Origin of the sequence: Saccharothrix longispora, from assembly GCF_031455225.1 — a bacterium.
GTDB lineage: Bacteria > Actinomycetota > Actinomycetes > Mycobacteriales > Pseudonocardiaceae > Actinosynnema > Actinosynnema longispora.
Genome location: NZ_JAVDSG010000001.1, coordinates 68,949 through 94,676 on the forward strand (window position 1 = coordinate 68,949; position 25,728 = coordinate 94,676).

Annotated in this window: 28 protein-coding genes; 7 read left to right on the forward strand and 21 right to left on the reverse strand. The window is 72.9% G+C overall.

The features are described 5' to 3' along the window. Positions 1 to 137 precede the first annotated feature (137 nt). From J2S66_RS00285 to J2S66_RS00330, 10 genes are all read right to left on the reverse strand, one after another. Complete coding sequence (locus J2S66_RS00285; RefSeq protein WP_310302124.1) at positions 138 to 3,407, reverse strand: S8 family serine peptidase; 3,270 nt, start codon at positions 3,405 to 3,407, stop codon at positions 138 to 140. 194 nt (positions 3,408 to 3,601) lie between these two features. Continuing rightward, positions 3,602 to 4,093 (reverse strand): hypothetical protein, encoded by a 492-nt coding sequence (locus tag J2S66_RS00290; RefSeq protein ID WP_310302126.1) that lies wholly within the window; start codon positions 4,091 to 4,093, stop codon positions 3,602 to 3,604. A 26-nt stretch (positions 4,094 to 4,119) separates the two neighbouring features. Continuing rightward, entirely contained in the window at positions 4,120 to 4,494 is a 375-nt protein-coding gene (locus J2S66_RS00295; protein ID WP_310302129.1) for an SCO6045 C-terminal-like domain-containing protein, read from the reverse strand. Then, positions 4,491 to 5,321, reverse strand: a complete 831-nt coding sequence (locus J2S66_RS00300; RefSeq protein WP_310314580.1) for an MbnB/TglH/ChrH family RiPP precursor modification enzyme — start codon at positions 5,319 to 5,321, stop codon at positions 4,491 to 4,493. The genes J2S66_RS00295 and J2S66_RS00300 overlap by 4 nt, the downstream gene beginning before the upstream one ends. 38 nt (positions 5,322 to 5,359) lie before the next feature. Further along, positions 5,360 to 6,181 carry a TIGR04222 domain-containing membrane protein gene (locus tag J2S66_RS00305; protein ID WP_310302132.1) on the reverse strand — a complete coding sequence of 274 codons (822 nt, stop codon included), beginning with the start codon at positions 6,179 to 6,181 and terminating at the stop codon, positions 5,360 to 5,362. Continuing rightward, positions 6,129 to 7,046, reverse strand: a complete 918-nt coding sequence (locus tag J2S66_RS00310; protein WP_310302135.1) for a TIGR04222 domain-containing membrane protein — start codon at positions 7,044 to 7,046, stop codon at positions 6,129 to 6,131. Before J2S66_RS00310 ends, J2S66_RS00305 begins: the two co-directional genes overlap by 53 nt. Positions 7,047 to 7,067: 21 nt before the next feature. Then, on the reverse strand, positions 7,068 to 7,949 hold the full coding sequence (locus tag J2S66_RS00315) for a TIGR04222 domain-containing membrane protein (protein WP_310302139.1): 882 nt from the start codon (positions 7,947 to 7,949) through the stop codon (positions 7,068 to 7,070). Positions 7,950 to 8,207: 258 nt separating this feature from the next. After that, positions 8,208 to 8,645, reverse strand: a complete 438-nt coding sequence (gene msrB / locus J2S66_RS00320; protein WP_310302142.1) for a peptide-methionine (R)-S-oxide reductase MsrB — start codon at positions 8,643 to 8,645, stop codon at positions 8,208 to 8,210. A gap of 20 nt (positions 8,646 to 8,665) precedes the next feature. After that, complete coding sequence (locus J2S66_RS00325) at positions 8,666 to 9,010, reverse strand: hypothetical protein (RefSeq protein WP_306750295.1); 345 nt, start codon at positions 9,008 to 9,010, stop codon at positions 8,666 to 8,668. 22 nt (positions 9,011 to 9,032) lie between these two features. After that, positions 9,033 to 9,980 (reverse strand): asparaginase, encoded by a 948-nt coding sequence (locus tag J2S66_RS00330; protein ID WP_310302145.1) that lies wholly within the window; start codon positions 9,978 to 9,980, stop codon positions 9,033 to 9,035. A 76-nt stretch (positions 9,981 to 10,056) separates the two neighbouring features. On the opposite strand from J2S66_RS00330, the gene J2S66_RS00335 reads away from it, so the two are divergent. Together J2S66_RS00335 and J2S66_RS00340 are read left to right on the forward strand one after the other, a co-directional pair. Continuing rightward, positions 10,057 to 10,701 (forward strand): GntR family transcriptional regulator, encoded by a 645-nt coding sequence (locus J2S66_RS00335; protein ID WP_310302148.1) that lies wholly within the window; start codon positions 10,057 to 10,059, stop codon positions 10,699 to 10,701. A 222-nt stretch (positions 10,702 to 10,923) separates the two neighbouring features. Then, entirely contained in the window at positions 10,924 to 11,256 is a 333-nt protein-coding gene (locus tag J2S66_RS00340; RefSeq protein ID WP_310314582.1) for a nitroreductase/quinone reductase family protein, read from the forward strand. A gap of 113 nt (positions 11,257 to 11,369) precedes the next feature. On the opposite strand, the gene J2S66_RS00345 is transcribed toward J2S66_RS00340, so the two are convergent. Beyond that, positions 11,370 to 12,539, reverse strand: a complete 1,170-nt coding sequence (locus J2S66_RS00345; protein ID WP_310302150.1) for an acyl-CoA dehydrogenase family protein — start codon at positions 12,537 to 12,539, stop codon at positions 11,370 to 11,372. A 35-nt stretch (positions 12,540 to 12,574) separates the two neighbouring features. Continuing rightward, positions 12,575 to 13,729, reverse strand: a complete 1,155-nt coding sequence (locus tag J2S66_RS00350) for an acyl-CoA dehydrogenase family protein (RefSeq protein WP_310302153.1) — start codon at positions 13,727 to 13,729, stop codon at positions 12,575 to 12,577. Positions 13,730 to 13,804: 75 nt separating this feature from the next. Here J2S66_RS00350 and J2S66_RS00355 point away from each other — a divergent pair, with 75 nt between their 5' ends. After that, the gene (locus J2S66_RS00355) at positions 13,805 to 14,431 is read left to right on the forward strand and encodes a TetR family transcriptional regulator (protein WP_310302156.1); all 627 of its coding nucleotides are present in this window, start codon (positions 13,805 to 13,807) and stop codon (positions 14,429 to 14,431) included. 9 nt (positions 14,432 to 14,440) lie between these two features. Here the strand turns inward: J2S66_RS00355 and J2S66_RS00360 are convergent, their stop codons facing one another. From J2S66_RS00360 to J2S66_RS00395, 8 genes are all read right to left on the reverse strand, one after another. Beyond that, a complete protein-coding gene (locus tag J2S66_RS00360; RefSeq protein ID WP_310302158.1) occupies positions 14,441 to 14,791 on the reverse strand; it encodes a hypothetical protein in 351 nt (116 codons plus the stop codon). Between the two features lie 161 nt (positions 14,792 to 14,952). Next, a complete protein-coding gene (locus tag J2S66_RS00365; RefSeq protein ID WP_310302161.1) occupies positions 14,953 to 15,669 on the reverse strand; it encodes an ESX secretion-associated protein EspG in 717 nt (238 codons plus the stop codon). A 6-nt stretch (positions 15,670 to 15,675) separates the two neighbouring features. Next, entirely contained in the window at positions 15,676 to 16,911 is a 1,236-nt protein-coding gene (locus J2S66_RS00370) for a hypothetical protein (protein WP_310302164.1), read from the reverse strand. 97 nt (positions 16,912 to 17,008) lie between these two features. Continuing rightward, positions 17,009 to 17,533 (reverse strand): DUF3558 domain-containing protein, encoded by a 525-nt coding sequence (locus J2S66_RS00375; protein WP_310302167.1) that lies wholly within the window; start codon positions 17,531 to 17,533, stop codon positions 17,009 to 17,011. A 48-nt stretch (positions 17,534 to 17,581) separates the two neighbouring features. After that, a complete protein-coding gene (locus J2S66_RS00380; RefSeq protein WP_310302170.1) occupies positions 17,582 to 18,037 on the reverse strand; it encodes a hypothetical protein in 456 nt (151 codons plus the stop codon). Between the two features lie 97 nt (positions 18,038 to 18,134). Next, on the reverse strand, positions 18,135 to 18,308 hold the full coding sequence (locus tag J2S66_RS00385; protein WP_310302173.1) for a DUF397 domain-containing protein: 174 nt from the start codon (positions 18,306 to 18,308) through the stop codon (positions 18,135 to 18,137). Further along, entirely contained in the window at positions 18,305 to 19,159 is an 855-nt protein-coding gene (locus tag J2S66_RS00390; RefSeq protein ID WP_310302176.1) for a helix-turn-helix domain-containing protein, read from the reverse strand. The genes J2S66_RS00385 and J2S66_RS00390 overlap by 4 nt, the downstream gene beginning before the upstream one ends. Positions 19,160 to 19,206: 47 nt before the next feature. Further along, positions 19,207 to 19,374: a hypothetical protein gene (locus J2S66_RS00395; RefSeq protein WP_310302179.1), complete on the reverse strand. Its 168-nt coding sequence runs from the start codon at positions 19,372 to 19,374 to the stop codon at positions 19,207 to 19,209. 99 nt (positions 19,375 to 19,473) lie between these two features. On the opposite strand from J2S66_RS00395, the gene ligD reads away from it, so the two are divergent. Then, positions 19,474 to 20,466: a non-homologous end-joining DNA ligase gene (ligD, locus tag J2S66_RS00400; protein WP_310302182.1), complete on the forward strand. Its 993-nt coding sequence runs from the start codon at positions 19,474 to 19,476 to the stop codon at positions 20,464 to 20,466. A gap of 2 nt (positions 20,467 to 20,468) precedes the next feature. Here ligD and J2S66_RS00405 read toward each other — a convergent pair whose 3' ends face one another. Further along, positions 20,469 to 21,341 (reverse strand): hypothetical protein, encoded by an 873-nt coding sequence (locus J2S66_RS00405; protein ID WP_310302185.1) that lies wholly within the window; start codon positions 21,339 to 21,341, stop codon positions 20,469 to 20,471. A gap of 280 nt (positions 21,342 to 21,621) precedes the next feature. Here J2S66_RS00405 and J2S66_RS00410 point away from each other — a divergent pair, with 280 nt between their 5' ends. The 3 genes from J2S66_RS00410 (at position 21,622) to J2S66_RS00420 (ending at position 25,702) form a co-directional block, all read left to right on the forward strand. Next, a complete protein-coding gene (locus J2S66_RS00410) occupies positions 21,622 to 21,825 on the forward strand; it encodes a DUF8847 domain-containing protein (protein WP_310302188.1) in 204 nt (67 codons plus the stop codon). A 121-nt stretch (positions 21,826 to 21,946) separates the two neighbouring features. Beyond that, entirely contained in the window at positions 21,947 to 24,715 is a 2,769-nt protein-coding gene (locus tag J2S66_RS00415) for a glycosyl hydrolase (RefSeq protein WP_310302190.1), read from the forward strand. Positions 24,716 to 24,757: 42 nt separating this feature from the next. Then, on the forward strand, positions 24,758 to 25,702 hold the full coding sequence (locus tag J2S66_RS00420) for a DUF1996 domain-containing protein (RefSeq protein WP_310302195.1): 945 nt from the start codon (positions 24,758 to 24,760) through the stop codon (positions 25,700 to 25,702). Positions 25,703 to 25,728 lie beyond the last annotated feature (26 nt).

A 25,728-nucleotide genomic window follows, 5' to 3' on the forward strand; every position in this document is an offset into this window, starting at 1 on the left:
CTAACCAGGGCGGAGGACCGGTTCAGCCACTGGAACGCCGCGCGGTCCGCCGCCGTGCGGCCCAGCGGGCGCCGATTCGTCTCAGGTGGCCGGCGCCGCGCGGGCGGGGCGGTCGCGCGCCCCGCCCGCGCGCCGCGTCAGGCGACCTTGAAGGCCCGCACGACGGTGTGCTCCACCTCGTTGCCGTCGCTGTCGACGGCCTTCACCCGCACCGAGCCGAACCCGGCCGCGCCCGGCGTGGTGACCGTCGCCGCGCCACCGGACACGGGCGCCGCGGTCCACGTCGCGCCGTCGTCGAACGACACCTCCACGTCGATCCGCTCCACCCGGCCGTTGGCGGCGCCCTCCTGCTGCTGCACGGTCAGCGGCACCCGCAGCGCCTGCCCGCGCGGCGCCGCGCCGGAGGCGTCGAGTTCCGGCGTGAACCGCACCACCGACAGCGGCAGCGGCGCGTACCCGTCACCGGGCGTGGTGCCCGACCGGAACGTCCACGCCCCGGCCACCCGCGTCGCGAAGGCCGACGACCCCGCCGCGCGCACCGCCTCCGTCTCCACCCGGAACCGCGCCTCGCCCGGCGGCACCGGGAACAACCCGTTGCCCGCGTAGGGGGTTTCGCCGACCGGCACGCCGTCGCGCAGCAGCGTGGTCCGCGCCGACGACACCGCCGCCGTGCCGCCGTTGCCCGAACCGTCGGTGAACAGCGGCACCGCGAACGAGACCTCGTCGCCCCTGCGCCCCAGGTACGGGGAGCGCGACGGCGGCAGCGCGGGGGAGAACACCGGGTCGTTGGCCTCCTCGGCGGCCCGCGCGCCCCTGGCGTAGGTGCGCTCCGGCGAGGTGAGCGCGGCCTCCACGCCGCCGTCCGGGCCGAACTGGAGGAAGCCCCACGACCACGCCAGGTCCGTGGTGACCCGGTTGACGGCCTGGCCGGGGGAGGTGACGTCCGGCAGCCACGCCCAGCCGCCCACGCCGCCCGGCGTGATCGGGTTGCCGCCGTGGCCGAACGCGCGGCCGGACGGACCGGGGCCGAACGTCGTGCGCACCTCGGCGAGGTCGGCCGCGGCCGGCGACCTCGTGAACCCGGTGGGCAGCCTGCCCTCCTGGCTCCAGGCGAGCCGGTAGGTCACCGGCGTGCCGCCGTCGGGCGTGCCGCGCAGCTGCGACCCGATCAGCGACACCACCTCGTCGCCGGACAGCTCCGGACCGGTGTGCGCGATCGACACGTCGGGGCCGAACCCGCCGAGGAACGCGGTGCTGATGCCGGCCTGCCGGTCGCCGTGCCTGCGCACCACCGTGATGTCGCCCAGCGCCTCGGCCGCCGCCGCGTCCGGCGCGGTGATCCTGAGCGGTGCCGCGGTGCGGGCGTCGAACACGACCCGCTGGTCGCGGTCCACGGTGAGGCGGGGGCGGGGCAGCAGCGCGAGCTTCGCGCCGCCGGTCTGCACGTCGGTGCCGGCGAAGTAGTCGCCCTTCGGCAGTCGCAGCGTGAACGACCCGTCGGCGTCATGGGGGAACGCGAACGTGTCGTTGTCCAGGCCGATGATCGACGAGTAGTAGTCGACCGCGGGCGCGCCGGTCGCGTCCACGAAGTCGAACGCCACGTCGTAGCTCTCCACCTCGCGGTTCACGCTCACCGCGGTCCGCAGCGGCGTCGTGCCTCCGGTGGCCACGACCGAGCCGACGTACAGGCCGTCCGCCGACCCGAGCCGGGTGTCCGCGGTGACCGTCGCGGTCGCCTCGCCGCCGGCCGGGACGGTCAGCTTCGCCGGTGAGACGCGCACCAGGCCGCTCGGGGCGGCCGACCCGTCCGGGCCCCGGACGTCCGCCGACAGGGTCAGCGTCACCGGCGTCGTCCCCCCGTTGCGGTAGGCGACCGCCTTGGCGACCGGCACGTCGTCGTCGTGCGGCCACTCCCGGAGGCCCATCGCGAGGCTCGCGGGCTGCGCCGTGACCGTCGTCGTGATCGCCTTCGCGAGGTCCACCCGGCCCGCGCCCTGGTCGAACGCGGTCAGCTCCGGGTTGGCCTTCGCCGACGCCACCAGCGCCGCCTTGACCTGCGCGCCCGTCCAGTCCGGGTGCTGCTGGGCGATCAGCGCCGCCGCCCCCGCCACGTGCGGGGTGGCCATCGACGTGCCGGACATGGCCACGTGGCCGTCGCCCACGGGGGTGCCGACCGTGCCGTTCGCCGCCTTCGCCGCCACGACGTCCACGCCCGGCGCGGTGAGGTCCGGCTTCACGCCGCCGTCGCCGGTCCGCGGTCCCCGGCTGGAGAACGGCGCGATGCCGTCCCGGCGGTCCACCGCGCCCACGGTCAGCGCGGCGTCGGCGCTGCCGGGCGAGCTGATCGTCCCGGGGCGCGCGTTGTTGCCCGCGGCCACCACGAACAGCGCGCCGGTCCGCTCCGACAGCCGGTTCACGGCCTCCTCCAGCGGGTCCAGCTCCGCCGTGTCGCCGCCGCCGAGGCTGACGTTGACCACGTCCGCGCCCTGCTCCGCCGCCCACTCCATGCCGGCCACGATCGCCGACTCCTGGCAGCCCGCCGCCACGCACACCTTGCCGTCCAGCAGGTCCGCCTCGGGCGCGACGCCCCGGTAGGCGGCGCCGCTGCTCGCGATCGTGGCGGCGACGTGCGTGCCGTGGCCGACGCCGTCGGTGCCGTCCGGGTCCTCGGTGAAGTTCCGCGCGGCCACGACGTGCCCGGTCAGGTCCGGGTGGTCCCCGTCGACGCCGGTGTCCAGCACGGCGACCTTCACGCCCTTGCCGGTGTACCCGGCGGCCCACGCGGTCGGCGCGCCGATCTGCGCCGTGGAGCGGTCCAGGGTCGTCCGGCGGAGCCCGTCCAGCCACACCTTGCGGACGCTCGCCCTCGACACGAGCGTCCGCCAGGCCCCGGCCGCCTCGGACTTCAGGACCCGCGCGGTGTAGGAGCCGACCACCGGCAGGCTCCCGGTCACGCCCAGGCCCGCCGCGACGGGTTCCTCGTCACCGGTCACGATCAGCGGCACGGTGTCGCGGCGCGCGTCGTCGTACCCGGCCTCGACGAGCCCCGTGACGTCGAACAGCCGGGGGTCGACCCGCCCCTGGGAGATCAGCCTCGCCGCGTCGCGCGGCACCACGTGCAGGTGCCCGTTCCGCTCGTAGGTGTGGAAGACGGTGCGCTCACGGCCCGGTGCGGCGACGAACGCGCGCACCCCGTCACCGGCCAGCACGACCCGGTCGCCGGTGACCAGGGTGACCGCGTGCCGCTCGTCCGGCCCGCTCCGCCCGACCTGCCCGATCCGCTGTTCCTGCCCGGTCGGCGGCTGGGCCCGCGCCGGGTCCGCGCCCGGCGCCAGGCCGCTCGCCGCCACGGTCACCGCGACCAGCGCGGCTCCCCACGTCGTGCCGCGCCAACGTGTGCTCTTCACAGGCCGTACCTCCCGATGGGGTGCCGCGCACCGCGGGGGCGCACGGCCGGAAGGGCTGTGCTACCCGGGGTGGCGGCCGGTGTACCGGGAGTGACGTCGCCCTTGACCCCACCGACGGTAAAGGGCTCGGGAGGGGTGGACAGCCGCTGATTGGTCGGTTGCTTCTTGACCAATTCAGCCGAGTAAGCGGTTTCCTACCGCTCGGTGACTGACCCGTCGGCACCAACTGAGATGCCTGCTTGCGGCCCACCCGCTGGGCAGTCCGGACCGTTGGGGTAGGCCATTTCGGGGGTGACCCGGATTTCGCGCTCGACCAGCACAGATCCGGATTGGTCCAGCAGGCGCGCGGTCACCGCGACCGGCGTGGTCGGCAGCCCGGGGACGTCGGCGAACCCGTACTTCCCACCCGTCGGCTCCGACCTCGCGCTGCACGAGTCGTCCGGTCCGGTGCCGGTGCACGTCGACTCGACCGCCCGGCTCGCCGGGCGCAGCTCCACCGCCGGGGTTGCACAGGAGCCGTCCCGGCAAACCTCGATCTCGACCGCGGTCACGTCGGGGTGCTCGACGTCCACGCGGATGCCCACCGGCGTGCCGATCTCCGTGCACTCCACGTGCCCGCCCGCGGTCACCGCGCCGCACGCCGTCGTGAGCAGCAGGGCGGTCAGCGGCACCATCCGTCTCCACATGCCCCGGGGACGGAAACCGGCACGCCTCAGGTTGCCCGCCGCCGCCACGGCTTCGGGAACCACCTACCCGGGAACCACTTCCCCTGCCGGGGCGGCTCCAGCTCGCCGCGTTCGACGGCCCACGCGGCGAACGCGGCGGCGTCCTCCCGGAACCGGCTGCCCGCCCGCCGGGGGTTGCCCGCGGCGTACTCGTCGAACAGCGGCCGGAACCGCTCACCCAGCTCCGCGGCCACGTCCGGTCGCAGCGACCCCACGATCCCGCGCCGCTTGTTCAGCAGCGCCCGCTTCTCCGCCCGCACCATGCGCTCGTCGAACCCGGCGGGCGCCGCGCCGTCCGCCAGCAGCGCCCGGAGCAGCTCCGCCTGCGCCGCCCCCAACCGCTCGCGCTGCGGGCCCGTCACCTCCGCACCCCCGCCGCCCGCGCCGCCCTCCGCTTCCCGACGACGTCGCGGATCGCGGCGAGCTCGGCCCGCAGTTCGTCGTCGGAGGGGTAGTCGTCGTCCCGTTCCAGCAGCACGCCGGGCGGGTCGGTCCGCTCGCACAGCCGGTCCAGGACCTCCAGGACCTCCGGCAGCACGGCGTGGGCGTGCGTGTCGTGGTAGACGCCCTGCTGCTCCACGCCGCCCGCGACGTGCACGTAGGCGAGGCGCTCCAGCGGGATCTCGTCGAGGAAGCGGTCCACGTCGGTGCCGAGGTTGCGGGCGTTGGCGTAGAGGTTGGCGACGTCCACGAGCAGGTGGCAGTCGGTGCGCTCGACCAGTTCGGCCAGGAACCGCCCCTCGGTCAGCTCCCCGTCCGGCCACTCCAGCAGGGCGGCCACGTTCTCCAGCGCCAGCGGCACCGGAAGGTCTGCCTGCACGGCCTTCACGTTGGCCACCAGCACGTCCAGCGCGTCCCGGGTGCGCGGCAGCGGCATCAGGTGCCCGGAGTCCAACCCGCCCGCCCGCACGAAGCACACGTGGTCGCTCACGAAGGGCGCGTCGAGCGCCTCCGCCACCGCACCCAGGTGCGCCACCCGGGCCGCGTCGACGGGCTCGGCGCCGCCCAGCGACAGGGACACCGCGTGCGGCAGGACGGGCGTCCCGCGTTCCCGGAGGACCGTCACCGACTCGGGCAGCGACCCCACGTGCAGGTTCTCGGCCACGACCTCCACGAAGTCCACCGGCAGCCCCTCGACGGTCAGGTCGATCTCCGCCCGCCACCCGATCCCCACGCCCAACCCGAACACCGCGCCACCCGCCTCCGTCCGCCCTCGACCCGCCCGACTCAGTCCCCGCCGCCCCCGCCGCAACCGCCGCCGCCACCACAGCTGCTGCTGCTGCTGCACGACGAGCCCGAACTCGACCCGCCGCCGCAGCTGCTCCCGCAGCTCCCGCACCCGCTGCCGCAACCCGCCGCGCCGCTCGACCCGCCGCGCCGCGACCGCCGCCGCCGCAACGTGGCCCCCGCCGCGGGCGCGATCTCCAGCCAGTCCGACCACACGACCCGGCCGCGCGCGCGGCCCAGCAGCCCGTGGCACGCCACCAGGGCCACCCGGTCGGACGTGGTCATCCCGCGGCGCAGCCGCCGCACCGCCCGCCGCCCGGCCCGCGTCAGCGCCCGCCGCGCGAGCGCCGCGACCACGGTCAGCACCACGAGCAGCGGCGCGAGCAGGACCGGCACCGCCGCCGACCACCCCGCGAAACCGACCGCGAACAGGCTGCCTGCGAACGCCGCGAACCCCACCAGTCGCACCGCCGACCACACCGAACGCCGTCCCGGCGACGTGATGAACCCCCGCGCGACCAGCTGCTCCCGCAACGCCCGCGCCTCGGCGCTCCCCGCCGCCTGCCCGATCACGCCACCGAGCGACTGCGGCAGCGCGTGCAGCACGTTCGCCTGCAACGGGCTCCACGCGCGCCCCGGCAGGTGCACCGCGCTGACCAGGCCGTCGCGCGAGATCCGCACCGCGCCGGCCTCGACCAGCGACACCACCGCCACCTCGGCGGCCCGCCCCGGCCCACCGGCCAGGAACGCCTGCTCCTCGGGCCGGAGCTCAGGCGTCGAACCCGCCGTACCCGCCGAAGTCGGCGTCCAGGAACTCGCCATCATCACCCTCCAACCACTGCGCGGCCAACCACCCACCCGCGAACCACCCACCGGCCACCAGCCACCCGTTGCGGCGCTGCCAGCGCTGCGGCTCGACCACGACGGCGCGCCTGCGCCGCGGTAGCGGACCCTGGGACGTTTCCGCAGGTGCGATCGGTTCCGCGCGTTCGCCGTCGAACACCGCCGTCTCCGTCCGCGCCGACCCCTCGCGCGGCGCGGACGGGACGACGGCGGCCCGCGCGAGGCCGTACCGCGCGGTGATCTCGGCCGGGTCGACCGGCGCGAGACCCGCGGTGGCCCCCGCGAACGCCCGCGCACCCCACCTGGTCAGGACGGGCGGCGGACCCAGCAGCAGCAGGACCGCGAGCGCGCCGGTGACGGACAGCGCGGCGACCGACCCCCACCCGCCCGGACCCGCGACCACGGCCAACGCCGCGACGAGCGCCAACGGCGCGACGGCGAGCGCCGCCCGCGCCAACCGGCGCCTCGGCGCCACCAGCAACCCCTCGGCGACCAGCCGCTGCCCGAGCTGCCGGGCGGGACCGGCGGTCGACGCCGACACCACCAGCTCGTCCAGGTCGCGCGGCCCGCGCAGCCCCGCCAGCAGCACGGCCTGCAACGCCGACGAAGGCCGCCCCGCCTGCTCCGGGACCGCGCTGACCAGCGAACCCGACACGCGGGCCAGGTTCTCCGCCACCAGCCCCGACACCGCCACCTCGACCGCCCGCACCGGCCCACCCCCGAGGTAGCCGACCTCCTCGAACGACAGCGGACGGGACGGCGCGGCGCCCGTCACCCGCTTCAGGCGCAGACCCACGACCACCGCGGCCACCAGCGCCGCGCCGTACCACCACAGGAACCCCATGGCCGCCAACCTAGACGGGACTCAGCCGCCGCCACCGCCGCCGCAGCCACCGCCGCCGCAGCTCGACCCGCCGCTCCCGCCGTCCGACGACGAGGAACCCCCGCAACCCCCGACCGAACCCGTGGTCGCGTACCCCGCCACGTACGGCCCGCCCGACCCGCGCCGCGCCGCCTTGGCGGGGCGCACCGCGGCCCGCAGCACCACGTTCGGGTGGACGGCGAACCCGTCGAGCGCGACCAGTTCCTCGTCGCGGCCCGGCCGGCTCGCGCGGGCGCCCGCCACCGCCGCGTCCCCCTTGGCGGTGCGCGTCACCTCGCGCGCCTTGAGCAGCGGCCACACCAGCACCCCGGTCAGCACCAGCTGCAACGTCAACCACCCCACGGGCGCGCCGATCGCGATCCCGTTCACCCACCGCGCCACGCCGACCGCGAACAGCAGCGCCAGCGGCACGACACCCAGCCGCAGCCGGGAGCGCACCACGTCGGCGGGCACCACGTAGTCCTCGTGGGACAGCCGACGGCCGACCTCGCGCGGCGCGTCCTGCTCGGACACCGTGGTCACGAGCAGCGTCATCGTCCGGTACCGGTGGCGCCCGGCGTCCGCCAGCACCGCCCGGTCCACCGGGTGGTCGGCGCTCGGCGACCCGTTCAGCCGCACCGAGCCGTTGCGCGCGGGCACCAAGGCGCCCGAGGCCAGCAGACCGGCCAGCGACGCCTCGACCACGCGCCGCGGACCACCGGTCAGGTAGGCGATCTCCGCCACGCCGAGCACACCTGCGGGGACGCCTCCCCGCGACCCCCGCAGGCGCACTCGGACGAGGATCGCGAACGCCAGCGACAACGCCAGCGCGATCCAGTACAACTCCAGGAATTCCGGGCCCGAAAGCCCCCACGGTCGCTCCACGGTCCACCCCCTGTGGGCCTCGGCGGGAACCAGGTCCCACCAACAGGAGCTCATCGTGTGCTCCGGGCCACACCCCGGCAAGGGGGCTTGGGCAAACCTTAGGGTTGCGACACCCCATCGGCCTCCGAGCCCCGCCGGCGTACCCCCGTCAGGACGACGAAGCGCCGTCGACGCCGCCGGAGCCCTCGCCGTCCGTGCCCTTGATCCTGCGCATGTTTCCTCCCGGTGTGGACTACGTCGTCGTTCGGAGCAGCACCCTCAGTCTGCTCGACGGGGGCCGTCCTCGACCAGGCGCAAGCTGATGGAGTTGATGCAGTAGCGCTGATCCGTGGGGTTGTCGTAGCCCTCGCCCTCGAAGACGTGCCCGAGGTGGCTGTGGCACGTGGCGCACAGCACCTCCGTGCGCACCATCCCGAGGGTCCGGTCCTCCCGGAGGATCACCGACTCACCCGCGAGCGGCGAGAAGAACGACGGCCAACCGCAGTGCGAGTCGAACTTCGTGTCACTGCGGAACAGCTCGGCACCGCAGGCGCGGCACTCGTACACGCCCTCGCTCTTGGTGTCGGTGTACTCGCCCGTCCACGCGGGCTCGGTGCCCGCACCGCGCAGCACCGCGTACTCCTTGGGCGTGAGGATCTCCCGCCACTCGAGCTCGGAGCGGACCACCTTCGGGGTGGCGCCGACGACAGGTTCCATGCCTTCCACGTTAGTCGAAACTAATCGAAGAAGACGGTCAGCAGGTCGCCGAGGTAGTACCACAGGCTCACACCCACGCCCAGCAGGATCAGCGACACCAGGATCACCGCCGTGAGCCTGCGCAACCCGGCCGCCCGGTTCGCCGAGTCGGCGAACTGCTCGACCGCCGCCAGCGACCCCTCCACCGTGAAGTTCGGCGGGTGTCGCTTCATGCGGTCGAGGTGCTCGGCGAACGCCCGCGTCTCCGGGTCGTCCGGGTCGAGCCCGATCAGCTCGTCGTCGAGGTCGACGAGGTCGTCGTCACCCCGGTCGCGCCCGTCGCGCGAACGGTCGTCCGGGAGGTCTGCGGCACCGGCACTGGCCATGCCACGAAGCGTAATGGGCGGTTCAACCCGCGAGCACGGGAGAAGGCCGGATCGCGCCCACCGCCCGACCGTGCCCCAGCACCGGGAACGTCGCCAGCTCGTCCGGCGCGCCCGCCACCCCCAGCCGCCGCAGGGCCGCCACCAGCACCACCGCGCGCGCCCGGCTCGACCCGTCCGCGATCTTGCACGCCACCGCCTCGCCCGACGGCAGGCCGATCGCGTACACGCCCTCCGCCCCGTCCTTCGCCACCGCGCCGGGGATCGCCCGCATGAGCTTCGTGACGTCGCGGCCCGTGCCGCCGACCCACTCCGGGTGGGCGCTCATCGCCCGGGCGACGCGCAGCTCGTGGCCGTCGCGCGCGCTCGCGAGGGAACCGAACGCCCTGGCCAGGCCGGTGAGGCTGATGCCGGACAGCGGCGCGCCGCACCCGTCGACGCCCTCCGCGCCGATCCGCTCGCCGGCCAGCTCCTCCAGGGTGTCGCGGATCGCGCCCTGGAGCGGGTGGGTCGGGTCCAGGTAGTCGTGCGTCGACCAGCCGTTGACGACGCAGGTCGCCAGCATCGCGGCGTGCTTGCCCGAGCAGTTCATGTACCGGGGGGCCTTGCCCAGGCCCCGGGCCAGGTGGGCCTTGAGGGCGTCCTCGCCGATCGGCAGGTCGGGCGTGCACTGGAGCGCGGAGAGCGGCAGGCCGTGCCGTTCGAGGATCGCGGTCACGCCCTCGACGTGGAAGTCCTCGCCGGAGTGGCTGGCGCAGGCCAGCGCGAGCAGTTCGCCGTCGAGGTCCAGCCCGTGGCGGAGCATGGCCAGTGCCTGCACCGGCTTGTTCGACGAGCGCGGATAGGTGATGTCGTCCGGGCGGCCCACCGCGAGCACCCGGCGGCCGTCGGCGCCGAGCGCGACCACCGAACCGTGGTGGACCGATTCGAGGAAGTCGCCCCGCCACACCTCGGCGACCAGTTCGTGGGCCATGTCCGGGCTCCTCCCCGTCCGCTGTCGACTGTCGACAGTTAACATGGCAGCCGTCGTCCGGCGCTAGGAGACGTTCGTGACACCACCGCTGCACATGAGCCTGGCCGGTCAGGCCGTAGACGCGCTGCGCGAGCTGGTGCTGACGGGGGAGATCCCGGCGGGCGCCCGCGTGAACGAGGTGGAGCTGGCCCAGCGCCTGGGCATCTCCCGGGGGCCGCTGCGCGAGGCGATCCGCCACCTGGCGTCCGAGGGCCTGCTGGTCCTGGTGCCCCACCGCGGCGCGTCCGTCCCCACCGCCGACGCGGCCGAGGTGCAGGCGCTGTTCGAGCTGCGCACGGCCCTGGAGTGCGCGGCGGCCGACCTGGCCGCGTCGCGGCGCACGGAAGCGGACGTCGTGCGCCTGCGTGCGGTGTGCGAGGAGTCGCGCAGGGCCTACTCGGCGGGGGAGCCCTTCCCGTACCGGCTGGACCTGGCCTTCCACCAGGCGTTGCTGGACGCGGCGCGGAGCCCGCGGATCGCCGAGCAGGTCAGGCTGGTGCAGCAGCGCGTGGTGCTCCTCAGGAGCGGGCTGCGCGACGACCCACCGCACCAGCACGCCTCGCTGGACGACCACGACAAGCTGGTCGCGGCCGTGGCGGCGGGGGAGCCGGGGAGGGCGTCGGAGGTGATGCGCAAGCACCTGGCGCGGGTGTGCGCGCAGATGCTGACCAGCCTCGCCTGACCGCCGGGCTCCTGCCCGCGTCCGCCGCCCCGCGGCCGGACGCACGCCGGCCGGTGCGCGATGCCCGTGCGAGACGTCCGATGCGAGACACCAGGGTGTCGTTCTTTCCCACTTCGGGCTGAGCGGCCGGCCACGCCCACTCGGCTGGTTAGTGTCGGGACCGGACGATGCGACCAGGGAGGTCCGGTGCGGCGCACAGGGGCGGGGACGCTCGCGAAGCGGATGGTGAAGGGCTTCAACGGCCGGGTCGTGGCGTTGTGGTCGTCTCCGCGGTGGGGCGGGGTGGTCGGCCGGTACCTCACCGTCGTCACCTACACGGGGCGGCGTTCGGGGCGGACGTTCAGCACGCCCGTCGGTTACCGGCGGAGGGGGGACGACGTCACGATCAGGGTGGGGCTGCCCGATGCCAAGACGTGGTGGCGGAACTTCACCGGCGCCGGTGGAGCCTTGTCGTTGCGCTTGGGCGGCGTCGACCGCTCCGGTCACGCCGTCGCGCGGCGGGACGACAAGGGGCGGGTCACCGTCACCGTGCGACTGGACGGCGAATCCGGCTGACGGGCCGCGCGTGACCGGCACCGCACTCCGGCCGGCGCCGCACTCCTGCCGGCGCCGCGGGTGGGCGTGCGACCGGAGTGCGGCGTGCGACGGGACAGCCGGACGGCAGGTGGTCAGCCCAGCGTGCCGGTCACCTTCGCGTGGCCCTTGAGCAGGTTGCGGGCGATGGTGCGGCGCTGGATCTCGTCCGTCCCCTCGTAGATGCGCAGCAGGCGGAGTTCGCGGTACCAGCGCTCGATCGGCAGTTCGCGCGTGTACCCCATGCCGCCGTGGATCTGGAGCACCCGGTCGACGATCTCGTTGGCCTTGATCCCGCCGTACAGCTTGGCCATCGACTGGGCCTGCCGGGAGTCGGCGCCCTGGTCCACCAACCACGCGGCGTGCAGGACCAGCCAGCGCAGCGCCTCGATCTCGACCGCCGAATCGGCGAGCATCCACTGGATGGCCTGGTACTCGGCGATCGGCTGCCCGAACGTGACCCGGTTCTTCGCCTGCTCCACCGCCATCTCGACCAGCCGCTCGCACGACCCGAGCGCCCGCGCCGGGAGCAGGTAGCGGCCCTGGCCGATCCACTGCATGGCGAGGTGGAAACCGCGGCCGACCTCGCCGAGCACGTTCTCCTCGGGCACGCGCACGTCGTCGAACACGAGCGCGGCCGGCCCCCACTGGCCCATCGTCGGGATGGGCTCCGACTTCCAGCCCATGTCGCGGTCGACGAGGAAGCACGTGACGCCGCCGTCGGCGCCCTTCTCGCGGTCGGTCACGGCGAACACCATCACGAAGTCGGCCTCGTTGCCCTGCGTGATGAACGTCTTCTCGCCGTTGATGACCCAGTCGCCGCCGTCCTTGCGGGCGGACGTGCGGATCGCCTTCGCGTCGGACCCGGCGCCCGGCTCGGTGATCGCGAAGCACGACACGCGCTCACCGGAGATCGTCGGCAGCAGGTACCGCCGCTTCTGCTCCTCGTTGCCGTGGAACAGGATGTTGTCGGCGTACCCGCCGAAGCGGAACGGCACGAAGCTGCGGCCCAGCTCGGCCTCGACCAGGGCCGTCATGAGCGCGCCCAGCCCCATGCCGCCGTACTCCTGGGGCGTGAGGACGCCGAAGAACCCGGCGGCCTTGGCCTTGTCCTGGAGTTCCTTGAGCTCGTCGCGCGCCAGGCCGGGCAGGCCCTCGCGCTCGCGGCGCAGCACCTCGGGTTCGAGCGGGGTGACCTCCTTGCGCACGAAGGTCCGCACCCACTCGCGGATCTCCTTCTGCTCGTCGTCGAGCGTGAAGTCCATGTCCGTGTCCTCCCTCTGCGAACCGCGCCCGCGGGCTACGCGAACGCGTTGACGCCCGTCAGCGCCCGGCCGATGAGCAACTTCTGGATCTGGCTGGTGCCCTCGTAGAGGGTGGTCACGCGGGTGTCGCGCAGGTACTTCCCGACGGGGTACTCGTCGACGTAGCCGTACCCGCCGAACACCTGGATGGCGTTGTTGGCGGCCCGCACGGCGGCCTCGGAGGCGTACAGCTTCGCCATGGACGCCTCGGTCCCGAACGGTTCGCCGCGGTCGGCGAGGTCGGCGCAGCGCCACGTGAGCAGGCGCGCGGCGTCGGTCTCGACGGCCATGTCCGCCAGCAGTTCCTGCACGAGCTGGAACCCGGCGATGGGCTTGCCGAACTGCTCGCGCTCACCCGCGTACTCCAGGGCCGCCTCCAGCGCGCCGCGGGCCGCGCCGACGCACCCGGCGGCCACCGACATGCGGCCGCGGTCGAGGGCGGCCATCGCCAGCGCGAAGCCGGTGCCCGGGTCGCCGAGGCGGGCGGAGTCGGGGACGCGCACGCCGTCGAACCTCAGCGAGGCGGTGGCCTGGCCGCGCATGCCGAGCTTGCCGCGGATCTCGGTGGCGGTGAAGCCGGGGGTGTCGGTGGGCACGAGGAACGCGGTGATGCCACGCGGTCCGGGACCACCCGTTCGTGCGAAGACGAGGGCGACGTCGGCCCACGTTCCGTTGGTGATGAACACCTTGTCGCCGGTGATGAGCCAGTCGGAGTCGCCGACGCGCTCGGCGCGGGTGGCGAGGGACGCGGCGTCGGAGCCGGTGCCGGGTTCGGTGAGCCCGAAGCACCCGACCTGCCGCCCGGAGCACAGGCCGGGCAGCCACCGCCGCTTCTGCTCGTCGGAGCCGTGCTTGGCGATGGTCTTGGCGACGAGCCCGAGGGAGACGGAGATGATGCCGCGCACGGCCGAGTCGCCGCGGGCGACCTCCTCCAGCACGAGGCAGTACGCGAGGTTGTCGCCGCCGGAGCCGCCGTGCTCCTCGTCGACGCCGAGGCCGAGGAAGCCCACGTCGCCGAGCGCGGGCACGAGGTCGCGGTCGATGGCCTCCTCCCGGTCCCACCGCGCGGCGTGCGGGATGATCCGCTCCTCGGTGAACCTGTGTGCCAGCTCCCGGAGCTGCCGGTGCTCGTCGGAGATGCGCAGATCCACCGGGGTGACCTCCTAACCGAACGGTGTTAGGTTATCTAACCTAGGCGTGGATTCGACCACAGGCAAGGGGACGACATGCCGAGGAACCCGATCCTCAGTGCCTCGCGCATCAGGACCGCCGCCCTCCACATCATCGACCGCGACGGCCTCGACGGCCTCTCGATGCGCAAGCTGGCCGCTGAGCTGGGCGTCCAGGCCGCCTCCCTCTACGGGCACGTGGACACGAAGGACGACCTGCTGCACGAGGTCGCCGCCGAGATCCTGGCCGAGGTCGACGTGTCCGGGTTCGCGGGCGGCGACTGGCGGCACGGCCTGGTCAGCGCGGCCCGCTCGTACCGCGCCGCGCTGGCCGCGCACCCGAACATCGTGCCGTTCCTCGCCTACGGCCCCGCGCACCGCGAGGCGTCGCTGCGCCGGCTGGACCTCGTGCACGGCGGGCTGGTGTCCGCCGGCTGGTCGCGGCGCGAGGCGACGATGATCGCCGCGTCCCTCATGTACCTGGTGTTCGGCGCGGCGCTCAGCTCGTTCTCCAGCGGGTTCTCCGAGGACCAGGCCCTCTACCGCGACCGCTACCCGAACCTGGACAAGGCGCACCTGCTGCCGTCGGTGGCGCGCGAGCTGGACCACGACAGCTTCGAGCTGGCGCTGGAGGCGTTCGTCACCGGCCTGGCCGTGCGGGAGCGCGCCGGCGCGGTCGACTGAGGGAACCGGTCACGGCAGGTCCGGGCCGCGGGCGTCGGCGAGCCCGCCGCGCAGCGCGCACGTGCGGCGAACCTGGGCCTCCAGGTCCCGCAGCGCCCGGTCCAGACCGGGCACGACGTCGGCGTCCACGAGCCCGCAGATCTCCGGACCGGCCTCGTCCAGCGCGACCCGCACGTCGCCGAGCTTGCGCGCCATCGACTCGACCACGGCCGGGTCGACGCGCGGCCCGCGTGCGTCGTCCGACGCGGCCAGCGCCCTGGTGGCCGCCACCAGGTCGACCACCCCGGCCCCGAAGAGACCCCACCACCCCGACCCCGGCGACGCGGGGTCCTCCGCGGGTGCGTCCTCGTCGTCGTCCACCACAGGCGAACCCTCCCCGGTGCGCTGTGCGTATCGATCGAGGACAGTAGCGCGGGGGCGTGACCGGGGGAGATCACCGGGACCACTCCAACCCCATCGGACCAACACGTTCCGCACCGCCGCGGAACCGCGGGAGGACGCGGGGCGTGGCGCCCCGTCCGTCACCGACCTCGCGACGCGAGCGCCTGACCGAGCCGGCGCACCAGCCCCGTGTGATCGGCGGGCGTGACGGTCAGCCACTCGGTGCCGCTGCTCGCGTACCGGCCGCGCGGGGTGTCGATCCACGTGACGACGGGCGGCGCGTCCCCGGACTCCCGCGTCGTGGCGAAGTGGCCGGTGCCCGTGACCGGTCCCGACAGCATCGACCGGAGCGCCCGGACGTCGTCGTGGACACCGCCGCGCGCCACTCCCGCCGCACCGCCCCGCGGACCCGCGGCCGAAGCGGGCACGGTGACCGGGCGTCCCGGTCCGGCGGGCGCCGGCGGCAGCACGCCCACCGCGACCACCGGCAGGCTCGCGTCGCGCAGCACGTCCAGCCGCACCCCGTCGGCCCGCTGCACCGCCAGCACCGCCTGCCTGCCGCGCGCCACCACCAGCGCGCGCAGCAGGTCGTCACCGGACGTGTCGGGCAGGCCCATGACGGCGATGGCCGTTTCCGGGCGGGCCAGCAGGAGCAGGGAACCCTCCAGGTCCGGGTCCGGCCTGCCCCGGTGGAACAGACCCCGGCGTTCGAGGTCCGCCCGCACGTCGGCGCGGACGCGGGCACGCTCGTCGAGGGTCGTGCCGTGGTGGTCGACCTCCAGCGGGTACGGGACCGCGCCGACGCGCAGGTCCTCCCAGAGCACGTCGAACTGCGGGAGGGTGAGGATGGTGCCCATGCGCCCCTACTCGCCGATGGTGGGTGGTGCGACGAGCCGGTCGTCGTCGAAGTAGTCGTCCGTCGGGATCAGGTACTTGGCCTTGTGCTCCTGGTCCTCGTCGCCCTGGCCCTGGCCGCCTCCGACGCCGCCCGCCACGCCGGCCGCGCCGCGCCCACCCGCGCCGCCCTGGTTGGCCGCCGCCGCGCCACCGGTCGGACCGAAGCCCGACTGGCCGCCCGGGGCCATCGGGCCGAACCCGCTCACGGGGCCGCGACCGCCGCGCATCCCACCGGGCCCGCCGGGCGCACCCCCGCTGTGCGCACCCCCGCCGGGCACACCGCCCGGCAGCCCGGGACGACCGCCGCCCGCCCCTCCGGGTACCCCGCCCGGACCGCGTCTCGGGGGAGTGCCCGCGCCGGGAGGACGGACACCGGGCGGAAGCGGCTTGCCGGGCGGCTGCCGGTCGAACGGCGGCCTCGGGTTCCGGCCGGGCGGCGACGTCCACGGCGGGGTCGTGGGCGGCGTCGGCGTGGTCTGCGGCGGCAGGTTCACGGGAGGCGTGGAGGGCGGTGGTGCCACCGTGGGCGGGGCGGCCCACGACGTGCGCGTCGTGCCACCGCCGTCCGGCGTGCCGTTGTTCGGGACGCCGCTGGGGACGCCGCTGTTCGGGACGCCCGTCGTGCCGATCCGCGACTCCGGCGCGACCGTCGCGGTGGTCACCGACGACGTGCGGGTCGTGCCCACCGACGTGCCCTGGTCCTGGGTGACGGTCGGCGTCTCCGCGAACGCCGGCATGGCGCCGGTCGCCGAGCGCATCGCGTCGTCCCGGGCCTGCATGACCTGCACGGCCTCGGCCTTCGCGGCTTCGGACTCCGCTTTCCGCATGGGCATGGTCACCGCCAGCGCGGCCAGGTCGAAGACGTTGCCGCGGCCGATGGCGTCGGTGAACATCTTCTTCGGGTCGTACTCGACCGGCTCCGGCATCCGCGCCTTCGCCCCGGACGCGGCACTCACCTGGTCGTGCAGGGCGTCACCCGTCGACGTGAAGTGGTCGCCGGTCATGTCGCTGAACTTGCCGACCTTCGCCAGCGCGGTCCGGGCACCCTCCCCGGCGCTGCCGGTCCACCCGGCTTCCGAGCCGCTGACGATCACCTGGAAGTCCACGGCGAGCTGGGTGAAGGTCCTGCCGATCGCCTTCCACTCCTCGGCGATCTCACCGCCCAGCCCGGGGTTGAAGTTCGTTTCGACCTGCTGCTTCATCTGGGTGTGCTGATGTCCGGCGTAGTCGGCGGTCGGTTCCGGTACGCGCGGCCTCTCACGAGTCACGTCATCCCCCCTCGGGACGATCGGCGGCGGGTCAGGGCAGCTTGTCCGCGATCAGTTCGGCGGCCTTGGTGGCGCGCTCGCACGCGGCGGCGGTGTCGGTGGACGTCGCTTTGACGCTTCCGGTCACCTGCACGCTGGACGAGTCCGAAACGGCGATCAGCACCTGGCAGAGGGACTTCCCGTTGTTTGGCTCCTCCACTTTGACTGCGTCGTACTTGCCGATCGTGACCTCCGAGGACTTCTCGGTATCGTAATTGAGGTCATTTATTCCGCGAGTGGGGCGAATGCCGACGATCAGGCCGCCGTTGCCGCTTTGCGGCCAGTCGCAACTAGCGGTCCCAGCGATGTCGTCGGGTTCACCGCGCGAATCCAACCCCAGGCTCTTCGCCTCTTCGGCACTGAGCAGGTCACAGGGCTGGATGTCAGCGAGCGCGTTGTCCTCCGGAGCTACGCTGCCCGTCGAAGCGCTGGTGGTGGTGTGCGTCGATGCTGCTGTCGGGGTACCGGGCTCGTCTGAGCAGGAGGTCACCACTATGGCCAGTGCGGCCGTCAGCACGACGTAACTGCGAACAAGTGCGCGATCCATCGAAGTCGTGTCATCCCGTCAGAGGTTGTTGAGCGTCTGCGCCTTTGCTTCGTCTACGTTCTGGTAAGAGGCCCGGCTCTTCTCGATCTGAACCTTCAGGTCCTCGATCGCTCTGACCATGTCTGGGATGACTTCGCTCACCGCTTGGTGGCCGAGTTCGCTGTTGACTTTCCCGATCTCCTCGGCGTACCCCTGCCCGAGCGGTGTGTCCGTGGTGAGCTGAGCAGCTTGTCGGAGGATCTTCTCCAGGGCGTCCTGCATCTCGGTGAGCTTGCGCAGCATGGAGTCGACCGCCTGCGGGTCCACCGAGAGGGCCTTCGCCTCGCTCGCGGCAGACAGTGCCCGAGTGGCGGCGACGACGTCGCTCAAGCCGAGCGTGAGCACGCCGGCGAGCCCGCCGCCGCTGTCCTGCCGGTACTGCTCCAAGGCGTACTGGCCGACATCGCCGGTCAGCCCCCCGTTCTCGCCCGTCACAGCACAAACCTCCCCGATTGCGCTCCGTGGTCGGTGCACGACTTTATCGGAGCGCCATCGAGGTCCGGGCGCATTCGCCCGCTTACATCCGAACGGGTCAGCGGCGGGCTTTCCGCAGGAAGGCGGCGAAGGCGCCGCTGGTGAAGGACAGCGCAGGTCCGGGGCGCTTCGAGTCCCTGATACCGACGGTTGCCGTGGTCATCGCCACCTCGACGCAGTTCTCCTGACTGCCACTGTGGGTGCTCTTGCGCCAGTTCTGTCGTGTGGTCACTGGGCGTCCACCTCCGGGTCTGGTCGCATCGCCAACCTGGTGATCAACCGCACCGATTCTTCCGCAGTCAGCGCGCGGGCGGCCAGCGTCCGGATGGCTGCCTCGTAGGCTTCGATCTCCTCCCGCTCCTCCAGGAAGAGGCTGGAGGTGAGGTTCTCCAGGAACACCACCTTGCCGCCACTGGAGCGCCTGATCAGTTCGAACCCCCCGTTCAACCCCGGGTTCGCCCCCACGTTCGGCACTACCCGGACGATGAGGTTCGGTCGCTGTGCGAGTTCCGCGAGGTGGTCGAGTTGGCGGCGCACCACGTCGTCGCCGCCGATGACCTGGTGCAGGACCAGTTCGTTGATGAAGGCGACCAACCGGGGTGGGTGGGGCTTGAGCAGAACGCCGTGGCGGTTCATGCGGGTCGCCATCCGGCCTTCGACCTCGTCGTGGGGGACCAACTTGCACTCGGTCATCAAGGCGCGGGTGTACTCGCCGGTCTGCAACAAGCCCGGCACGTTCATGCCCTCGAAGCTGATGATCAGGTCCGCTTTGGACTCCAGGTTGACCAGGGTCCGCTGCCGTTGCGCGAACGCCGGTCTGCCGCGCTGCCACCAGCCGCGCCGGTCGACCTCGCGCGCCAGCGCCAGCAGTTCGGCGCGCCGCCGTCCCGCGCACTGGTAGACGGCGAGCAGCCCGGCGACGTCCTCCACCGCGCAGCCGCTCTTGCCGGTCTCCATCCGGCTGAGCTTCGCGGCCGACGCCGCGATGTGCCCGCCCGCGACTTCGAGGCTCAACCCGGCTCGTGTCCGCAGGGTGCGCAGCTGTCCGCCCAACTCCTCGGCGCGCACCGTCATGTCGACCATGCGGAGATGGTGGCGGGGGAGCCGGACGAGAACGGGCGTCCGCGAGGTCAGTCACCCGACGGTGGGACGTCTTGCGGTGGTGGAAAAGCCGATCGGCTCAACCTGCGGGCGAACGTTCCCACCTCCGCGAGCGCGGCACGGGTCGTGTCGTCGGGCCACCACGCGGCCAGTTCCACGATGTCCGCCCCGATCCGGTCCAGGTCCTCGTCGCTCATGGCGGGATCGTGCCGTGGGGCACCCCTGGGGAACAGGGGTTGCGACCCCGGCAAACACGATCGCGTCGCGTGTCGGTGGGTGTCGGTAGGCTCACCCGCGTGGCCGAAGCGGTGGAACTCACGGTGGGCGAACGCGCGGTGCGGGTGTCGAACCCGGGCAAGGTCTACTTCCCGGAACGGGGGATCACCAAGCTCCAGGTCGTCGAGTACTACCTGGCGGTCGCCGAGCCGCTGCTGGGCGTGCTGCGGGACCGGCCGACGACGCTGAAGCGGTACGTGGACGGCGTCACCGGTGAGGCGTTCTACCAGAAGCGGCTGCCCAAGGGCGCACCCGAGTGGGTCGGCACGGCGCGGGTGAGGTTCCCGTCGGGGCGGCCCGCGGACGAGGTGTGCCCGACGGAGCCCGCGGTGCTGGCGTGGGCGGCGAACCTCGGCACGTTCGACTTCCACCCGTGGCCCGTGCGGCGGGCCGACACCGACCACCCGGACGAGCTGCGCGTCGACCTCGACCCGCAGCCGGGCACCGACTTCCGCGACGCCGTCGAGGTGGCGCTGGTGCTGCGCGAGGTCCTCGACGAGCTGGGCATGACGGCTTACCCGAAGACGTCGGGTGGGCGCGGCGTGCACGTCGCCGTCCGCATCCGCCCGGAGTGGGACTTCGTCGACGTGCGGCACGCGGTGATCGCGCTCGCCCGCGAGGTGGAGCGGCGCGTGCCGGACCGGGCGACCACGTCGTGGTGGAAGGAGGAGCGCGGCGAACGCGTGTTCCTCGACTTCAACCAGGCCGCCCGCGACCGCACCATCGCGTCCGCGTGGTCGGTCCGCGGCACCCCCCGCGCGACGGTCTCCACGCCGGTCACGTGGGAGCGGCTGTCCGCGGTGGACCCGGACGACTTCGACGTGCTGACCGTGCCGGCGTACCTGGCCGAGCACGGCGACGCGCACGCGGACCTCGACGGCGAGGCGTTCGGGTTGGAGACGCTGCTCGACTGGTACGCGAACGACGAGCGGGGTGAGCTGCCGTACCCGCCCGACTACCCGAAGATGCCCGGCGAGCCGCCGCGCGTGCAGCCGTCGCGGAAGCGGGCCTGACCTCACTTCAGGTCGAGGCGCATGCCGAACCGGCGGTCGGCGGGGATGTCGTGCGCCTGGAGGTGGACCACCGGCCGGCCGCCGCCGGCGGTGGACGTCGTCAGGGTGAACCGGTCGACGCCGCCGTGCAGCCCGATCGGGTCGCACCGAGCCCTGAGCCCGGCGGGGAGGACCACGCGGTAACCGGCGTAGACCAAGGGGTTCACCATGCGCATGATGAACTCGTCCGGCTCGCCGAAGCGCATCAGCGGGGCCGCCTTGCCGGGCCAGTCGACGTCCAGGCGGAGCCCCACCCCGTCGCCTCTGCGGAGCGGGGGGTGCGTGAAGTGGACGACGATGTCCAACCTGCCGTCGGGGAGCCACGTGGACGTGTGCCGGTACCGGGTGCCCCCGACGCCGTCGGTCTCGACGCTGCCGACGCGGACGCGCACTTTTCGCCGCATCCGGATCGGTTGGTCCCACCTCGGGCCGATGCGCAGGCGGACGAACCACAATTCTTCCTCCTGGGCCACCGCGTGAACGGTGATGCTGCCGGTGGTGTCGCCGTTCTGGGCGATGTCGAGTTCTTCTTCCCAGCGGTCGATGCGCCACAGCGGCCCGTACTTCTCGTGGATGAGGTCCGGGTACCGCGCGAGTAGCGCCTCGTGCTCTTGCACCTGCCGGCGCAATGTCACGTGTCGACGCGCCAAGATCACGAGAATGCCGAGGACGTACAGCGCGGTTGTGGTCAGACCAGCCGCCTTCACGCCGGTGGAACCGATTGCCGCGCCGAGCACACCGCCGAAGGCCAGAATGCCCAGGGCGCTGTCGAGCAGGCCGCGGACACCGCGATCGGCCAGGCGGTCGTCGAGGAACGAGACGAATCCCGTGAGCATCGCAGCTCCTTCCGCCGGTGTTCCGCACCGAACCAGGGAAACGCGCGAAGCTCAATCCTGCCGATCGCATTGGAATATTCAGGAAGTACATGGGGCGAGTCGCAATTCGTTCGCCCGACCGAGCGAACCCGGTACTTGTGAGAAGTGCCGCCGCAGATCGGGTCGACCGCCCGTGCCGTTGTTCCACTAGTGCAACCGGTTGGTCCGGGTCCCGGACCGGCCGCGAACCCGCTGGGCTGCTCGTACCATGGGGGCCGACGCCGAAGAGAGGGAGCAGGCGATGACCCAGACGTACGTGGTGCGGTTCGTCGGCGGTCCCCTCGACGGGAGGGTCGACTCGCACGCGCGGGCGCCCGAGGCGCCCAGGCCGACCGTCACCCACGTCCACCTGCACAGCGGTCCCAAGATCGTGCACCACTACGATCTCCAGTACGCCGTCGAGTACGGCTGCGAGTACCACCTGCGCGTCGAGGACGGCGCGTAGCCGTCTTCGGCGCTTCTTGACAGGGTCAGAAGCCCTCACCTGTAGACATCCGGGCGATGTCCGGTTTACCGTCTCCGTGAGAGCGCTCTCACACTGCTGTGAGTCCCTGCTGGAGGTCCCTGTGCGTTCGATCCGCCCCCATGTGGCGACCGCCGTGGTCGCCGTGGCCGCGGTTGCCGCGATACCCCTCGCCCTGCCCGGGACGGCCAACGCCGTCACGGTCGGAGCCGGGAGTTACGCCGCCACCCGGCCGGCCGGCACCGTCGGCCCGTCAGACCAGAACGGCGCACCCCTGACGCCCAAGGTCACCTCCCGGATGGCCGGCAAGCCGGTCCCGACCAACGACTGGTGGTCGTCGCTGGCCTTCCAGCGCTACCCCGGCAACCCGTACTCCGAGAACATGTACGCCCACCCGTTCACGTTCCACGCGGCGGGCCAGGGCCTGGGCGTCGGCTACCCGACGAGCCCGAACATCACGCCCGACGGGCGCTTCTACGAGTTCATGCACCAGGACGACCTGTTCGTGGGCGTCAGCGGCCTCAACGCGCCGCGCACCCAGGTCGACGGCTGGTCCGACTGGACCGTGAGTCCTCTGTGGACCGACGGGGCGCGCACCCTGCGCACGACCATCGGCCACGGCTCGCCCTACGTCTACGCGGAGGCCACCGGCGGCGCGGCGCGCGTCGGGTTCAACGGCTCCACGACGATCTGGAGCAACACCGGCAGCACGCTCGGCGTCTCGGTCAACGGCCGCGACTACGCCCTGTTCTCGCCGAGCAGCTGGAACGTCGTGGGCACCGCCGAGGCGACGTCGAACGCGGCGTTCTTCTCGGTCGCCGTCCTGCCGTCGCGCGACGCGCTGGGCCTGTTCCAGAAGTACGCGTTCTCGTTCGTCACCGACACGAAGGTCTCCTGGACCTACAACGCGGCCAACGCGCAGCTCGTCGCCACGTACACGGCGACGACGACCCCCCGCCAAGGGACGCAGACCGGCACGCTCCAGGCGCTGTACCGGCACCAGTGGCTCAACTCCACCGACACGACCACCGCCTACCGCTACGCCTCGCCGCGCGGCGAGATGCGGTTGCGCGAGGGCGCGTCGTTCACCACGCGCAGCACCTTCAACGGCGTCCTGCCGGCCCTGCCCCTGTCGTCGGCAGCCGACCAGAACCGCCTGCGCGCGGAGATCGACCAGGAGCTGAACGCGGCCGACCCGTGGAAGGGCGCGAACGACACGTACTGGACGGGCAAGGCGCTGTGGCGGCTCGCCGCGCTGGTCCGCGTCGCGAACCAGATCAACTACACGGCGGGCCGCGACCGGCTCATCACCCTGGTGCGCGACCGGCTCACCGACTGGCTCACCGCGTCGTCGGGCGAGGCCGGCCGGCACTTCGCCTACGACTCGGCGTGGGGCACGCTGATCGGCTACCCGGCGGGCTACGGCACCGACGCCGAGCTGAACGACCACCACTTCCACTACGGCTACTACGCGCTGGCCGCGGCGATCGTCGCCCAGCACGACCCGACGTGGGCGTCCGATGCCCGCTACGGCGGCATGCTCAAGCTGCTGGTGAAGGACGCCAACAACTACGACCGCGGCGAGACGCGCTTCCCGTTCCTGCGCAACTTCGACGCCTACGCGGGTCACGGCTGGGCGTCCGGCCACGCGGGCTTCGCGCACGGCAACAACGAGGAGTCCTCCTCCGAGGGCATGATGTTCGCCACCGCCGCCGTGCTGCTCGGCCAGGCGACCGGCGACACCGCGATGCGCGACATGGGCATCTACCTGCACACCACGCAGGAGAGCACGATCGCCCAGTACTGGTTCGACAAGGACGACGCGGTGTTCCCGCCGAACTTCCAGCACGGCACCGTCGGCATGGTGTGGGGCGCGGGCGCCAGCTACAGCACGTGGTGGACCGCCAACCCGGAGGAGATCCACGGCATCAACATGCTGCCGATCACCGGCGGCTCGCTCTACCACGCCGACTACAAGGCCGACATCCTCCAGAACATCAACGAGCTGCGGGCCAACAACGGCGGCACCGAGGTCGAGTGGAAGGACGTCATCACCCAGTTCCTGGCGCTGGCCGACCCGGCGCAGGCACTCGCCCAGTACGGCTCGGGCCTGGAGCCGGAGAGCGGTGACTCCCGGGCACACGCCTACCACTGGCTCACCTCGCTCAACACCTACGGCACGCCCGACACCTCGGTGACGGCGAACGTGCCCACGCACGCCGTGCTGAGCAAGAACGGCGCCCGCACCTACGTCGCCTACAACCCGGGAGCCGCGGCGGCCACCGTCACGTTCTCCGACGGCCAGACGCTGAGCGTCCCGGCGTCGTCCACGGCGTGGCGCGGCCCGGCGGGCAGCGGCGTCGACTCGGGTACCGGCGGCGTCACCCCGACGACCACCACGACCACGTCCACGACCACCACGACCACGACCACGACGACGACCACGCCGCCGCCGACCAGCCGAGACGCGTTCTCCACCATCCAGGCCGAGTCCTACGACCAGCACAACGGCCTGATCAAGGAGACCACCACCGACACCGGCGGCGGGCAGAACATCGCGGCCATCCGCAACGGCGACTGGGCGCTGTACCGGGGCGTCGACTTCGGCAGCCGCACCGGCCGCCAGTTCACCGCCCGGGTCGCCAGCGGCGCCGGCGGCGGCGTCAGCGGCCTCGTCGAGGTCCGCATCGGCAGCCCCACCGCCGCCCCCGTCGGCAGCTTCGCCCTCGCCAACACCGGCGGCTGGCAGTCGTGGCGCACCGTGCCCGCCAACATCACCGGCCTCACCGGCCGCCAGGACGTCTACCTGACGTTCACCAGCGGCCAACCCGCCGACTTCGTCAACGTCAACTGGATCACCTTCGGGTCCTAGAACTCCCGCCGCCGCATCACGCCAGTCAAAGGAGACTGCGAGATGAACGCGAGGATGAGAGGTGTCATCGGAGCCGCGTCCGCCGCGCTGGCACTGGCCCTGATCGGGTCGGTGGTCAGCTACCAGCCGGCGGGCGCGGGCCCACAGGAAAACCACGTCGACCACGGCAACCACCCCGCCGCGCCCGACGCGCGGCAAGCGGAGGCCATCGAGGCGCAACCCGGCATCCAGGCCGCCTCGGAGTTCCGCGCCAACTGCCGCGCCAGCCACCGGAGCGGCGACGACCCCATCATCTACCCCAACCGGACCGGTGCCTCGCACGTGCACGAGTTCTTCGGCAACCGGTCGACCAACGCCTCGTCCACCTACACCTCGCTCAAGGCCGCGAGCACCACCTGCGACCCGGCGATCGACCTGTCCGCCTACTGGGTGCCCACCCTCTACAAGAACGGGCAGCCGGTAGCCCCGGAGAGCGTCACGGTGTACTACCAGGGCATCCACGACATGCAGCGCGCGGTGCCGCACCCGCCGGACTTCCGGTACGTGGTCGGCAACGCGCGGGCGACGAGCCCGGACCAGAACCCGTCCGCGCGGTGGTCGTGCACCACGCAGTCGCCGTCCAGCCGGGACTTCATGAACTGCCCGGCGGGCACGAAGCTGGAGACCTACCTGGACTTCCCGACCTGCTGGAACGGTCGGGACCTGGACAGCGCCAACCACAAGGACCACGTCGTGTTCTGGAACGGGTCGTGCCCGTCGACGCACAACACGGTCCTGCCCAGGCTGGAGTTCCTGATCACCTACCCGGTCAACGGCGGCGGCCTGTCGCTCGGCGGGACGGTGAACGGGGTCAACGTGACCACCGCGCCGGGGTACACCTTCCACGGTGACTTCATGAACGCGTGGAACCAGCCGGACCTGCAACAGCGGGTGCGCGACTGCGTGAACGCCGGCCGCATCTGCGGCACGAACGGCCGGCCGATCTGATCGACGCGCCGGGCGGTGGTGTCCCC

What these genes read in the sequence shown, in the direction of transcription:
- J2S66_RS00395 (WP_310302179.1), bottom strand. Translation starts at nt 19,374, where the DNA reads ATGAGCGACGAGGACCTGGACCGGATCGGGGCGGACATCGTGGAACTG.
- J2S66_RS00355 (WP_310302156.1), top strand. Translation starts at nt 13,805, where the DNA reads ATGCCGAGGAACCCGATCCTCAGTGCCTCGCGCATCAGGACCGCCGCC.
- J2S66_RS00405 (WP_310302185.1), bottom strand. Translation starts at nt 21,341, where the DNA reads ATGCTCACGGGATTCGTCTCGTTCCTCGACGACCGCCTGGCCGATCGC.
- msrB (WP_310302142.1), bottom strand. Translation starts at nt 8,645, where the DNA reads ATGGAACCTGTCGTCGGCGCCACCCCGAAGGTGGTCCGCTCCGAGCTC.
- J2S66_RS00420 (WP_310302195.1), top strand. Translation starts at nt 24,758, where the DNA reads ATGAACGCGAGGATGAGAGGTGTCATCGGAGCCGCGTCCGCCGCGCTG.
- J2S66_RS00305 (WP_310302132.1), bottom strand. Translation starts at nt 6,181, where the DNA reads ATGGCGAGTTCCTGGACGCCGACTTCGGCGGGTACGGCGGGTTCGACG.
- J2S66_RS00340 (WP_310314582.1), top strand. Translation starts at nt 10,924, where the DNA reads ATGGTGAAGGGCTTCAACGGCCGGGTCGTGGCGTTGTGGTCGTCTCCG.
- J2S66_RS00370 (WP_310302164.1), bottom strand. Translation starts at nt 16,911, where the DNA reads ATGAAGCAGCAGGTCGAAACGAACTTCAACCCCGGGCTGGGCGGTGAG.
- J2S66_RS00410 (WP_310302188.1), top strand. Translation starts at nt 21,622, where the DNA reads ATGACCCAGACGTACGTGGTGCGGTTCGTCGGCGGTCCCCTCGACGGG.
- J2S66_RS00325 (WP_306750295.1), bottom strand. Translation starts at nt 9,010, where the DNA reads ATGGCCAGTGCCGGTGCCGCAGACCTCCCGGACGACCGTTCGCGCGAC.
- J2S66_RS00310 (WP_310302135.1), bottom strand. Translation starts at nt 7,046, where the DNA reads ATGGGGTTCCTGTGGTGGTACGGCGCGGCGCTGGTGGCCGCGGTGGTC.
- J2S66_RS00290 (WP_310302126.1), bottom strand. Translation starts at nt 4,093, where the DNA reads ATGTGGAGACGGATGGTGCCGCTGACCGCCCTGCTGCTCACGACGGCG.
- J2S66_RS00365 (WP_310302161.1), bottom strand. Translation starts at nt 15,669, where the DNA reads ATGGGCACCATCCTCACCCTCCCGCAGTTCGACGTGCTCTGGGAGGAC.
- J2S66_RS00330 (WP_310302145.1), bottom strand. Translation starts at nt 9,980, where the DNA reads ATGGCCCACGAACTGGTCGCCGAGGTGTGGCGGGGCGACTTCCTCGAA.
- J2S66_RS00345 (WP_310302150.1), bottom strand. Translation starts at nt 12,539, where the DNA reads ATGGACTTCACGCTCGACGACGAGCAGAAGGAGATCCGCGAGTGGGTG.
- J2S66_RS00390 (WP_310302176.1), bottom strand. Translation starts at nt 19,159, where the DNA reads ATGGTCGACATGACGGTGCGCGCCGAGGAGTTGGGCGGACAGCTGCGC.